Genomic DNA, 12,505 nt, shown 5'->3' with positions numbered 1-12,505 from the left:
CCGGCATACCCGGCAGCGCCGGCTACATGCAGCATCCGGCTGCCTGCAGGTTTTGGTTTCGCCTGGGCGCCCGTTTTACTTTAAATGCGGACTTGTAAACCCAAGCTTTTTCAACCCTGTTTTTATTTCGGGACAGCTCATGAACAATCGCCATAATAAACCGCTGCGATAATTTTCCATCATTACAACGGCAGGCCCCTGATCGATGGCCAGGTAACGCTGGGGATACCAGTTGGCGGTTTGACTAAACGCATCGTAAAAACCATAGGGCCCCCACAACCTGTCGCGCATATCATTGTACCAATGGCGCATGGCCTGCATAGAGAGCTGTGGGGTATAGGGAAATGAGGATAAAGCTGCGGTGGGTGAGATCACTCCATGATCGGAAAGGTTGCCGGGCGCATGCGCTGCATACCCACGTACAGAATAACTGGCAGTAAGCCCCCAGTTATCAGGCCCATATCCTACATAGTGTTTAGGATTTTTTACACACCAGGTGAAATTGATCAGCGTTTGATTTTTGTTCTCAGTCCAGTAATCGGCATAACGGTCACGCAATCCACGCGGATCGAGCCCCAGGTAAGAGTAATGCGCCCAGAACAAGGGCCCCCCGTACGGCGAATCGCCCTGGTGATACAACTGCAGGGAATAATCGTATACGGGCGCCCGTTCAACGATGCGGCCGTTCTGTGCCCAGCCTTCGTGATATACTTCAGGCGGCACCCCATGTGTTGGTGAAGAAGCCGCCAGGATATACATGATCAAACATTCGTTATAACCACGCACCGGAAAATTCATTTCCCATTTATGATCAGGGCTCCAATGCCAGTATAATACATTTTCGCCTTTCCGGTACCAATCGAATTCGACTTCGCGCCATAAGGTATCGATACGGGCGGCAAGCACCTGTTCGGCGGAATCGCCCCGTTGAAAATACTGCCGGGCGCACAAGAGACCCTGTAACATGAAAGAGGTCTCTACCAGGTCGCCACCATTGTCTTTGGGACTAAAGGGTTTTACTTTACCGGTTTGACCATACCACCAATGCGGCCAGGCGCCATGAAAACGGTCGGCCGTCTTCAGGAATTCCACAATTTTTTCGAGGCGCTCGCGGCCCTGGTCACGCGTAATGAAGCCGCGGTGGATACCCACGAGGATGGCCATTACGCCAAAGCCGCTACCTCCGCTGGTAACAACGGTTTGATCTTTTTCCGGATAAATATTATCTACATGTATACGCTCTCTTGCCATGCCGCTGACAGGTTCGGCACCATCCCAGAAATAATGAAAGGTGTGTTCCTGCACTGTCGTGAACAGCTCTTCATCTTCCGGGGTGAACTTAACCTCATGGTTTACGGATTTTTGCGTATTGGTACAACGGATCAGTAAAAAAGAAAACAAAACTGTAATTAGGGTTACCCTGTATCTTATCATTGCGGCGTTGCGTTTGGTTTCGGTACTTGTTGGGGTATGGATCGAACATTTTCAATGATCCGATGGCCGGCGCGAAAACCCAGCCATCGGATCAGGTGACCTTAACCAGTTGATCAGCTTGCTACAAATTTGGGTTCAGATCTCTTTGCGCTATGGGAATGGGCAGGTACTCTTCGCCCGGATTAAAGCCTGCAGGCGCCAACACAGTTGCGGCCTGGCCTGTTCGTATCAGGTCGTTATACCGCTCACCCCACCATTCGCAGGCAAACTCGGCGCGGCGCTCGTCCAATACCTGTTGTAAGGTAACACCTGTTATTGGATTCAATTTGGCCCGCTGGCGAACCTGGTTAAAAGGAGCATCCCCATTTTGACCTTTGCGCACTTTTGCTTCAGCATTTAACAGCAATACATCGGCATATCGCAGCACCCGCACGTTGTTGTTTGTTCCATACTCCCTTCTTCCGGATGTAACCTGGTTCCTGGGCAGGTAAGCCTTGCCCATAAACCGCCGCTGGCCGTTTGTATTGCCATAGATACTATCACCACTGGGTGTAATTACATATGTATCTTCATCAGGACCTGCAAAAAGTACACTTGTTTTAAGGCGAACAGAATCATTACGGGTATTGAAAAAATCAACAATGTTCTGCGTAGGTTCCAGGAAACCCCAGCCGCTTATAAAACTGCCCCGCTGGTTTCCGTTTGGACCCTGAAAGTCCCAAAATGCGCCCGGTTTAATACTTGTTCCTGTACTTGTTCCAAAATCTGTATACTGCAATTCGAACAAAGATTCATCGCTGAGTTTGCCCGGAATTTTCCACAACTGATAAAAATCGGGGAAGAGGCTGAACTTATTGCTGTTGATAATTTCGTTGGTAGCAGACAGTACAACATCCCAGTACGTACTTCCATTATCATTACCGGCCAGATCTGCGGCCGCTTTGGCTTTCAGCAGGAGCGCCGTATACTTTGTTACTGCACCCCTGTGCACCGACTGGTTTGGCCTGGCATCTTCCAGAAATGAAATAGAAGAATCCATTTCACTGATGATCCATTCGCGTACTTCGCGTACTGTGCTTTTAGGTACCTGGGTAAGCGTTGTATTATCCAATACAATGGGCACATCGCCAAAAACCCGGGAGGCCAGTAAATGTGCGAAGGCCCTGATCACCCGGATCTCTGATTTGTACTGATTATAGTTTGCCCGGTTGGGATTATCGCCGGCAGGAATATTAACTTCATACCTGTTCAAATCGTTTATGGCTTCATTGCAATACAACACGAGGCCAAAATGGTCATTCCAGTAATTGTTATTTCCCCAGAAAGAAACGACGCCAGGGTTATTGTTCTGAAAATTTTTGATATCAGTGAGCGTTAACTGGTCATTGGGCGCTGAGCCTTTGGCCACATCATCGCCGCGTACCGTGCGCACACCAACATCCATCCAGTGAACCAGCCCCGGGTTATCGCCTGCTGCCGTTCTGTAAACGCCCGACACGGGTGAATACATCGAATTCAGGTTCGTATAATTTATAATGGTGCTTCTGGTCTGGTCTTCCACATCGCGGTCAAGGAGTTTATTACACCCCGCTATCTCTGTCGCCAATAAGAGCAGTAATATATTTTTTATCGTATTCATGATGCGAAGTATTAAAAATTAATAAGTGATCCTTACACCGATCGTATACACAGCGGTGGTAGGGTAAACGTTATTATCATATCCTGTTGATGAAATAACGGTGGCCGGTGTATTGGATGGTGCTGCCTGCCTGTCTTTTTGCAAAACGGCAGAACCAGCTACTTCAGGCGTTACACCGCTGTACCGGGTAAAGATCAAAGGCCTGTCAGCTGTTGCATACACGCGGAAGGAAGGGCCATTCCCATCTTTTCCCAATTTAAAATTGTAGCCCAGCTGAACGTTCTGCAAGCGCAGGTAAGAGCCGTTCTCTACATAAAATGAACTCGCATTGTTGTTCCACGATGCAGTAGTAGCTATGGCCGACGGGAATTTATTGGTAGATCCTTCGCCAGTCCACAAGCCTGTTACGAATTCTTCATCACCATTCATGTCGGGGAATTTCTGCCGGGTAGCCCGGTTGTAATTAAGAATGGAGTTGCCACCTACGCCCTGGAAGAAAATACTCAGGTCAAAATTGTTATAATTCAACTCCATGTTGAATCCATAGGTAACCTTAGGCAAATAGCTTCCGAGGTTCACCCTGTCTTCGGCATCAAGCACTTTATCACCATTCTGATCTACATATTTGAAGTAACCAGGTTTTACGTCGTTTGCCTGGGCAATTGGGTCAGCATCTATTTCTGCCTGATTTTGATAAATACCTGCTACCTGGTAGCCATAGAAGAAATTGAAAGGATCGCCTACCCGCGACAGGGTTGGAAATTCTGCAGGACCGCCAGGCAGGTTTTTCAAGCCTTGCAGATCTACGATCTCATTCTTTAGCGTACTGAGGTTACCACTGAACCGGTAGCCCAGTTTCCCTATCTTATCGGCCCAGCTTAGATCCACTTCAATACCACTGTTATTTACTTTACCCCAGTTCCCATACTGGCGAATACCAATGAAAGGGATGTTTCTTTCAAATGCCAGTTTTTCTGTTTGACGGTGATAATAATCCACCGATCCTTTCAACCGTCTGTTCAGCAGCGAAAAATCAATACCTGCGTCCCACTCGGTAACTACTTCCCAGTTAACCGTACCAAAAATAGGATCGATGCGATAACCGGTCTGAGTAGTGCCATTGGCTCCACTGGTGCTGCCGAATACGCCTGAATAGTCGTTGCCGGTGAATACAACTGCGTAACCGGTGCTTGGGCTTACATTATCATTACCCAATTTGCCCCAGGATCCGCGGATCTTCAACTGATCGAACAATTGCTGGCCTTTCATAAATCCTTCTTCTGAAATGACCCAGCCTAAACCAATTGAAGGAAAATAGCCCCATTTGTCCTGGTACTTCGAAGTACCATCGGCACGGAAGGTACCTGTGAGCAGGTACTTGCCGGCAAAATCGTAACTGATCCTTCCAAACCATGATGCCGATGAATTTCTGAAACCGGTTTCATTATATCCATTGGTGCGGCGGATGCCCTGGTCGGCATACCAGAAGGTTTCCTGTGAGGGCACACTGTCGGTAATTACCTGGGTGCTCCGGAACCGCTCATCACGCACCGATTGACCTAACAGCAAGGTCCAGTGGTGATCCCCGATCTCATCTCTGTAGGTTATCAGATTATCGAGAATGTAGTTCTCTGATCTTGTTTCAGTAGTAGTTAATGTAGATACCACCTGACGTTGAATATTGTCTACATAATACTCGGGCAGGTAATTCTGATTGAGGTTAGAACCATAACGCTGGCTGAGCTGCGACCTGAACGACAATTTATTCTTGATGATGTCTGCTTCTGCATATACGGTTGGTAAAAACTGGAATCCTTTCGTTTTATCGAACCAGTAATTGGCAGCGGCCACGGGGTTGTTGAACACGCCGTTGGCGAAGCCAAGGGAAGAAGATGAAGTATACTTCTCAGGAAATGCCAGTGCATTGCTTTCATCGAAAACCGGGTACAGCGGTGAAGCCATATAAGCCAGCGAAAATGCCCCGATATTCGGGTTGCGCTGGGTAAAATTGCTTAAATGCGAGGTGATGCCCAGTTTCAGGAATTCGTAGGGTTTTGCTTCCAGTTGAAAACGGACATTATACCGTTTAAAGTTATTTTCCGTTTCCATGATCCCATCCTGGTAGAGGTAATTCAACCCAAGGGTGTAATTTACTTTGCTGGCGCCTCCTGCCAGGTCGATGCTGTGATTGTGCATGAGGGCAGAGCTCTTCAATATTTCATCGTACCAGTCGGTGCTTGTGGTTGGATTTACGCCAGAACCGCCAAACCTTGAAGAGGATAAGGTGACGCGGGCGCTATCAGTGGCCGTGCCCTTGGCCAACTGCATGGCGGCATATTGAGCGCCATTGGCCAGTTTAAAGTCTCCCGTGGGCCGCTGAACCCCGAAGTAACCATTATATGTTACCCGGGTCTTCATATTATATCTTCCCTTTTTGGTAGTGATAATTACCACCCCATTGGCAGCGCGCACGCCGTAAATGGCGGCTGCAGAAGCGTCTTTCAAAATCGACATGTCACCGATATCGTTGGTGTTTAGGAAGTCGATATTATCAACGAACATGCCATCCACCACATACAGCGGATTTGTATTATTGAAAGACCCCACCCCCCTGATGCGAACGGTAGGTGAGCCGCCCGGAGCGCCATTGGTTACCACCTGAACGCCAGGTGCGTTACCCTGTAAGGCCTGCATGGGAGTGGCCGTCATACGTTTATTGAGATCTTCCGGATTTACCACACCAACCGGGGCTGTTAGGTCCCTTCGCGAAGTGGTACCATAACCGATGACCACCACCTGTTGCAGGGAAGAAGCGTCTGCCGATTTTAAACTAACATCGATGGTAGTGCGGCCGTTGACGGGAATTTCCTGGGTTTCGAATCCCAATGAAGAATACACGAGAATGGCGCTGTCGGGAACTGTTAGTGCATAGTTTCCAGACGCATCGGTAGTGGTACCGATACTGGTATTTTTTACAAGTACCGAAACCCCTGCTATTGGTTCACCGGTAGAACTGGTAACGCGGCCGGAAACCCTCAGATCCTGAACAGGCGAGATCCCTGTTTTCAGGATGATGAGTTTATTGGCCATTAATTGATACGATAGCCCTGTGTTGTTGAGCACACGGTTCAAAACATCTGTCACCTCCGCATTTACCATGGTGAGGGTGATGCGGGGGGCATTGGTAACCAGGTTTTCATTGTACAAAAACCTGAAGTCGCTTTTCTTTTCAATGAGTGACAGCGCGCGTTTCAGTTGTGTTGATTGAAAGTCGACGCTGATCCTGTTCTGGGAAAAGCCACCGGCTGCAACATGAAGACAACTAAGCAGAATTATGGCAAACGAAAGCTTCATAATGCGGATGAACTTTAACAAAAGCGGGTCACTGCCGAAACTCAGCAGAATTCCGTTTTTTTTCATACTTTGTTAATTGGAAGGTTAAATAATAGGTGTTTCCTGGCCTTAAACAGGAAACTAATTTCAGCCTGTATTTACCTGGCGGAATCTCACTGCAATGAGGTTCCGCTTTTTATTGGAGGCTTAGGAGCTGTTGTTTATCATTTGGCAATTCGTTTTGATTAAAAAATCATCTACCTATCGTTATTTTGTTCCCATGCATTGTATAATGAAAGGGAGCAGTTATAGCCATATAGTCCAATGCCTGTTGGATGGTTTCATTTTCAAAAATCCCTGTAAAGCGCAGTTCCTGCATTTTTTCCTCCCTGAATTCAATCTCCACATTATACCAGCGCTCCATTTTTGCAGCCACTGCAAGAAATGATTCATTGTCAAAAACCAGTTTGTTTTGCACCCAGGCAGTTTCTACAAGCAGGCTGTCGGCATCGGTATAATTCAATTTACTAAGAGAAACAAAGGGTTCATGCCTGGCTTCGCTTGTTTTATTGGAATCTGCAGGGTTCATTTCCTCATTCATCACCACCAGTTTTTCATTGGGGCGCAACGTGAATATTTCATCGGGGCGGTTATGGATCACCACTTCCACCTTGCCATGCACCAGGCTGGTTTCCGTTTGCCTTTCGCCGGGATACGATTTCACATTAAAAGCAGTGCCCAGCACGCGTACATCAATATGTTGGGTATGGATGATGAAGGGAATTCTTTGTTCGGTTACAGGTGAAACAGCGGGCTGCACTTCGAAAAAAGCTTCCCCGCTTAAATGCACCTCCCGTATTTTACCGCCGAAGTCTTTATTATAGGTGAGTATGCTTCCTGCATTCAACCAGACCTTGGAGCCATCGGGCAGGGTGATGGTGGTTTTGGAACCATTGCGGGTACTCACTTCATTTTTTTCGCCGTTTTTGCTGGCCACAAAAGGGCGGGCTGATGTTGCCCGGTCTGTTACGGAGTGATACCAGTATATGCTGGCTGCCATAAGCACCGCCGCTGCTGCGCTTATGAGCATTATTTTTTTTCGGGAACGCTTTTGAAAAGGTATGTAGTAAGGTTGAGGTTCTGTTTCTTCATTTTGATCCCAGTCTGTACCAGCATCTTTTAATCGCTTAACATGCCGGTTAAATACAGCCTCCACCTCGGGATTGGCGGGGGCAGGCAGGTTCCATAAGTCAGTTATATTTTGCAGGGCATAATGCATATCCGGATCGCTACGCAGCAGCCCTTCCAGTTCATTCAATTCTTCAGTGCTTGCCTCACCAGCCAGTTTTTTGCCAACTAAAAACCAGATTCTATCCTTACTCATGTGTATAATAGTAATATATACTCATAAGGACACTACTATAAAAGTCATACCCCCAAGGCAGTGAAAGATTTTTTAGATAACTGGTTATCGATAGTGTCGTATTTTCCACCATAGGGAAAATGGTGCCCCGCTTTAACTAGGACGACAGTGTAGTACGAATATCGAAATGAATAGCCAGCCCGATCTTACGGATGGCAATAGACATTTGGTTCTCAACAGTTTTCAGGGAAACCTGTAACAAGTCCGCTACTTCCCGGTATTTCAAACCATCTTCTTTTACGAGTTTAAAGATGAGCTGGCAGCGCGGAGGTAGATCGTTAATGGCTTTTTGCACCCGGTTCATCATCTCGGCGGTGAGCATTAATTTTTCCGGATCGAAATAGATGCTTTGCAGCTGTACGAAGTATTGCTCAGGTTGCAGGAATACCTTCTTTTGTGTACGGAGATAATTGAGGGCGCCATTCTTTGTACTTACGAACAGGTAAAGCTTGAGGTTCTGAATGCGGTGGAGGCCGGCCCGCTTTTTCCACACCTTTATAAATACATCGGAAACGATCTCTTCAGCAGTTTCGGGCGAGCGAACAAAGGAGATGGCGAATTGCTGAAGCGACTTATAGAAAAGGGCAAACAATTGCTTATAGGCGGACTGGTCGTCATATAACGCAATACGCTGTTGCAGTTCCTGGATGTGAGCGTTAGCAAGCATAATAAAAAACCACAAAACGTTCAGAAAAAATAGACCAAAGAGGTCGGTTGAAAGCTGCTGCGCAAGGTAATTTAAAAAATTAAATAAGATTTGTGCCGGGTACTGAATGAATTTTTCTAATTTTGCTGCTCTTTGAAACTGAAAGTTCTTAAATTAAGAGATATTATTCCGGTTAAAACCGGGATGGATCCTTAGCTCAGACGGTTAGAGCACCTGACTCATAATCAGGGGGTCGTTGGTTCGATCCCAACAGGATCCACACAGTTCTTATTTCATTGTTGGCTTTCTTTCCAAAAATTATCGGGAAGGGTTAGAGTACCCCCTACACAAGCGACTATCATTAGTCGATTAGAACAGGGTCTCTGTAGTGTATATTTCCATGTTTGACGTATCGCTGCCCGATAGCAAACCAATGGAGTGATCCGCAAAAGTCAACCATTACCTCATTTTGCCCATGGCAGTGCTATGGGCTTTTTTGTAACCTTAACCTTTCATTAACCCTGTGAAAGATACTTTTGACAATCATTTGAGAACAGTATGAAAAAATTGATTACGCTTTCCCTCGCATTGGCATCTGTACTTCCCTTATTTGCACAGGATTCTACCATAGCAGCAAAACCTAAGAAAAGGGATTGGAGCAAGATCAATCTCTCCAACCGGCCTAATGATCACTTCATGTTACAAATTGGCTACAATGGGTGGGCGTCGATACCAGATACTATTGCTACCAAAGGCATCCCCCGTAGTTTTAATATGTATTTCATGTTCGATTTTCCCTTCAAAACCGATCCACGCTTTAGCGTAGGTGTTGGTGTTGGTTTGGGAACCGACAATTTCTACCTCGATAAAATGACAGTAGACATTTCAGGAAGAGAAACCGGCCAGCTTACCTTCAGAAGTGATTCTACTTATTTCAAAAAATACAAGATCGCTACTACTTTCGCCGAGCTACCCATTGAGCTAAGGTTTGCAGCCAACCCCGAAAACACCAATAAAAGCTGGAAAGCGGCTATTGGCGCCAAAGTGGGCACCATGCTGAGCGCGATGGCAAAAGGGAAGAACCTCATCAGCAGCAATGGCGGAACCTTGTCATATACAGAAAAAATTAAATCAAAACGGTTCTTCAACACTACCCGGTTGGCGGTTACGGGCCGACTCAGCAAAGGCGTGTTTGGCATTTATGGCATGTACCAGATCAACCAGTTAATAAAAGATGGGGCTTCGCCGAACGCCGGTTTGGTAGACATCAGGCCCTTCCAGATCGGAATATCGATCAGCGGTCTGTAAACCAGCCAGTAATTTCAGGTAAGCATTTTAATAGAAACGTTTTATATGGTCCGGAAGGAGATTTCGCATAAGCGAGGCTTCTTCCGGATTTTTCTTTCCTGGCCAAAAAATTGAATAGATATGAATGCGGCGAGGCTGCACCAGTGCAGCAGGATTCGCGCCATCAGCGAAGCCACCGGCATTTCCGGATTTTCAACTTACTTTTGCACCGAAAATTAAAGGAATTTGTTAGATAAGAAGAACATTATTCAAAAAGAAGAGAAGGCTGTACTGGTAGGACTGGTACACAAACTTCAAACGGAAGAACAGGTTACCGAATACCTGGATGAGTTGGCATTTCTGGCAGAAACAGCCGGCGCCAAAGCCGTCAAACGTTTTGTACAAAAGCTGCCACATCCTGATAGCCGCACTTTTGTGGGAAAGGGAAAACTGGAGGAAATAAAAAACTATATCGACGGCCGGGACATCAATATTGTGATTTTCGACGACGAGCTCAGCGGGTCGCAGATCACCAATATTGAAAAAGTGCTGGATGTAAAGACCATTGACCGAAGTGACCTGATCCTGGATATTTTTGCCCGGCGTGCCAAAACAGCACAGGCAAAAACACAGGTGGAACTGGCCCAGTACCAGTACCTGATGCCGCGCCTGCGTGGGATGTGGAAACACCTCGAACGTTTGGGCGGTGGTATTGGAACCAGGGGACCGGGGGAAACGGAAATTGAGACCGACCGTCGTATTGTACGTGAAAAAGTAGCTCTGTTAAGAAAGCGGTTAAGCGAAATAGATAAACAAGCGGCTACCCAGCGCAAAGACCGGGGTGAATTTATTCGCGTGGCGCTGGTGGGGTATACCAATGTTGGCAAAAGCACCATCATGAACCTGCTGGCCAAAAGTGAAGTGTTTGCCGAAAACAAACTTTTCGCTACGCTCGATACCACTACCCGCAAAGTGGTTTTTGAGACCACGCCTTTCCTTTTGAGCGATACGGTTGGGTTCATCCGCAAATTGCCGCATCACCTGGTAGAAAGTTTTAAAAGCACGCTCGACGAAGTGCGCGAGGCTGATATCCTGTTACATGTGGTAGACACCTCGCATCCGCAGTATGAAGATCAAATTGGTGTCGTGAACAAAACCCTGCAGGAACTGGATGTCATAGATAAACCAACGATCACCATTTTCAACAAGATGGATCAATATGAAAAAAATACATTTGATCCCTGGCTGGAAGAAGAGATCAGGACCGAGATCCTGCAAGACCTGAAAGAACGTTGGGAAAACCAGTTACAGGGCAATTGTGTGTTTATTTCTGCTACCGAAAGGAAGAATATCGACGAGCTTCGAAGCACTATATTACATAAGGTAAAGGAGTTATATACTATACGGTATCCTTATAAAACAGGCTTTTATTAATGACCGCTTACCATCGATGACGGCGAACACAGTTCCATGACTGAAAAAAAATTCCAGTATCATCATATTGCTGACCATTCCTCTGAACTGGCTTTTAACCAGCAAGGCATTGCCGTGGTGGAAGTAAAAGGCAAAAAGATCTGTATAACACAGTTCGGGAGCGAGTGGTTTGCCTTTGCCTATAAATGCCCGCATGCCAGTGGTATTATGTCGGAAGGGTATATTGATGCGGCGGGTAATGTAGTTTGCCCGGTGCACCGGTATAAATTCAGTTTAAAAAATGGCCGCAATACGAGTGGGGAGGGTTATTATTTAAAGACCTACCCGGTTGAAGTGCGGGAGGAAGCGATCTTTGTAGGAATACCCGATGGAGGCTTGTTTGGCTGGCTGTAGCAGCAGGATGGCCGCCAACAGGCAAACTTTGTTGGCCCTTGCGCTGAATGCTTAACGCTTTATCGGGAAAGATCGGGATCTGATGCCCGCTGATGATCGAAATATTTGTTAGCCGGGGAATCAAGCTCCCGGAACCTAAAAAAATGTACAAATCATTGTGATTTTTTCTTTTTTCCTTGGTTTTTAAAATGGGAAATTCCTTATTTTTGCTGCCCATTTCGGAGAGGTGATAAATAATCACCTGATTGTAAGAGGATTCGGAATGGGAAAATATATTCCTCCTTAGCTCAGTTGGTTAGAGCATCTGACTGTTAATCAGAGGGTCGCTGGTTCAAGTCCAGCAGGGGGAGCACTCAAGACAAAAGAGGTTCCAACAAACTGGAACCTCTTTTGTCATTATTTGCTGAAAAGATACATCTTCAGACTTTCGTAGCATACCAGGTGCCTTTACCGGATCAGGTTGAAAAATTGGGGGATTTAGGAGAAAGTTGTTGTTTTGCAGCCTAATAAAACGGACAAGAAACATTGGAAAAGGACCAGGAAAAAGAATTGTTAGGCTATTTTTTACCAGCAGGGACACTTGAATATTTTGATATAACGCATTTTGTAAAAGATAAAGTAGGGTTGGTTTTATTTTTAGAAGAAAAGAACCTACCTCCGGCCGAATACGCAGGTCAAACGCTTCACTCCAAAGGGTTTTATCCGGAAGTTCGTGTACAGGACTTTCCGATTCGCGAGAACAAAGTAGAATTAAGCATAAAACGTCGCCGTTGGGAAGTTCAGTCTACAGGCGAAATTGTATCTCGTAACTGGGATCTGGTTATGAAAGGAGCACGACTCACCAAAGAGTTCGCGCTTTTTTTAAAAGATACACTTGGACGAGCATCCGATTAGCTGTCATCAACTGGCCCGAATG

9 protein-coding genes and 2 tRNA genes are annotated in these 12,505 nt (G+C 46.3%); 6 read left to right on the top strand and 5 right to left on the bottom strand.

The genetic code is table 11. The features are described 5' to 3' along the window. Positions 1-75 precede the first annotated feature (75 nt). The 5 genes from JT717_RS20615 to JT717_RS20595 form a co-directional block, all read right to left on the bottom strand. A complete protein-coding gene (locus tag JT717_RS20615; RefSeq protein ID WP_205512932.1) occupies positions 76-1,434 on the bottom strand; it encodes a glucoamylase family protein in 1,359 nt (452 codons plus the stop codon). Between the two features lie 121 nt (positions 1,435-1,555). Further along, positions 1,556-3,073 carry a RagB/SusD family nutrient uptake outer membrane protein gene (locus tag JT717_RS20610; protein WP_205512931.1) on the bottom strand — a complete coding sequence of 506 codons (1,518 nt, stop codon included), beginning with the start codon at positions 3,071-3,073 and terminating at the stop codon, positions 1,556-1,558. Between the two features lie 18 nt (positions 3,074-3,091). Beyond that, positions 3,092-6,493, bottom strand: a complete 3,402-nt coding sequence (locus tag JT717_RS20605; protein ID WP_205512930.1) for a TonB-dependent receptor — start codon at positions 6,491-6,493, stop codon at positions 3,092-3,094. A gap of 166 nt (positions 6,494-6,659) precedes the next feature. Beyond that, the gene (locus JT717_RS20600) at positions 6,660-7,790 is read right to left on the bottom strand and encodes a FecR family protein (RefSeq protein WP_205512929.1); all 1,131 of its coding nucleotides are present in this window, start codon (positions 7,788-7,790) and stop codon (positions 6,660-6,662) included. Between the two features lie 136 nt (positions 7,791-7,926). Then, on the bottom strand, positions 7,927-8,496 hold the full coding sequence (locus JT717_RS20595; protein ID WP_205512928.1) for an RNA polymerase sigma-70 factor: 570 nt from the start codon (positions 8,494-8,496) through the stop codon (positions 7,927-7,929). Positions 8,497-8,681: 185 nt separating this feature from the next. Between JT717_RS20595 and JT717_RS20590 the strand changes: the two genes are divergently transcribed. From JT717_RS20590 to JT717_RS20565, 6 genes are all read left to right on the top strand, one after another. After that, positions 8,682-8,755 (top strand) — tRNA-Ile (locus tag JT717_RS20590). 278 nt (positions 8,756-9,033) lie between these two features. After that, on the top strand, positions 9,034-9,783 hold the full coding sequence (locus tag JT717_RS20585) for an outer membrane beta-barrel protein (protein WP_205512927.1): 750 nt from the start codon (positions 9,034-9,036) through the stop codon (positions 9,781-9,783). Between the two features lie 225 nt (positions 9,784-10,008). Further along, complete coding sequence (gene hflX / locus JT717_RS20580) at positions 10,009-11,196, top strand: GTPase HflX (protein WP_205512926.1); 1,188 nt, start codon at positions 10,009-10,011, stop codon at positions 11,194-11,196. A 36-nt stretch (positions 11,197-11,232) separates the two neighbouring features. Next, the gene (locus tag JT717_RS20575; RefSeq protein WP_205512925.1) at positions 11,233-11,589 is read left to right on the top strand and encodes a Rieske (2Fe-2S) protein; all 357 of its coding nucleotides are present in this window, start codon (positions 11,233-11,235) and stop codon (positions 11,587-11,589) included. A gap of 276 nt (positions 11,590-11,865) precedes the next feature. Next, a tRNA-Asn gene (locus JT717_RS20570) sits at positions 11,866-11,939 on the top strand. 175 nt (positions 11,940-12,114) lie between these two features. Next, on the top strand, positions 12,115-12,483 hold the full coding sequence (locus JT717_RS20565) for an ISAon1 family transposase N-terminal region protein (protein WP_205512924.1): 369 nt from the start codon (positions 12,115-12,117) through the stop codon (positions 12,481-12,483). Positions 12,484-12,505 lie beyond the last annotated feature (22 nt).

The sequence above is a fragment of the Longitalea arenae genome (genome assembly GCF_016924755.1).
Lineage (GTDB): Bacteria > Bacteroidota > Bacteroidia > Chitinophagales > Chitinophagaceae > Niastella > Niastella arenae.
Note: the sequence above shows the minus strand (reverse complement) of the source record. Positions and strands in the feature narration are given on the sequence as shown.

Coding starts and splice junctions, on each gene's coding strand:
- JT717_RS20615 (WP_205512932.1), bottom strand. CDS start 1,434: ATGATAAGATACAGGGTAACCCTAATTACAGTTTTGTTTTCTTTTTTA.
- JT717_RS20610 (WP_205512931.1), bottom strand. CDS start 3,073: ATGAATACGATAAAAAATATATTACTGCTCTTATTGGCGACAGAGATA.
- JT717_RS20605 (WP_205512930.1), bottom strand. CDS start 6,493: ATGAAAAAAAACGGAATTCTGCTGAGTTTCGGCAGTGACCCGCTTTTG.
- JT717_RS20600 (WP_205512929.1), bottom strand. CDS start 7,790: ATGAGTAAGGATAGAATCTGGTTTTTAGTTGGCAAAAAACTGGCTGGT.
- JT717_RS20595 (WP_205512928.1), bottom strand. CDS start 8,496: ATGCTTGCTAACGCTCACATCCAGGAACTGCAACAGCGTATTGCGTTA.
- JT717_RS20585 (WP_205512927.1), top strand. CDS start 9,034: ATGAAAAAATTGATTACGCTTTCCCTCGCATTGGCATCTGTACTTCCC.
- JT717_RS20575 (WP_205512925.1), top strand. CDS start 11,233: ATGACTGAAAAAAAATTCCAGTATCATCATATTGCTGACCATTCCTCT.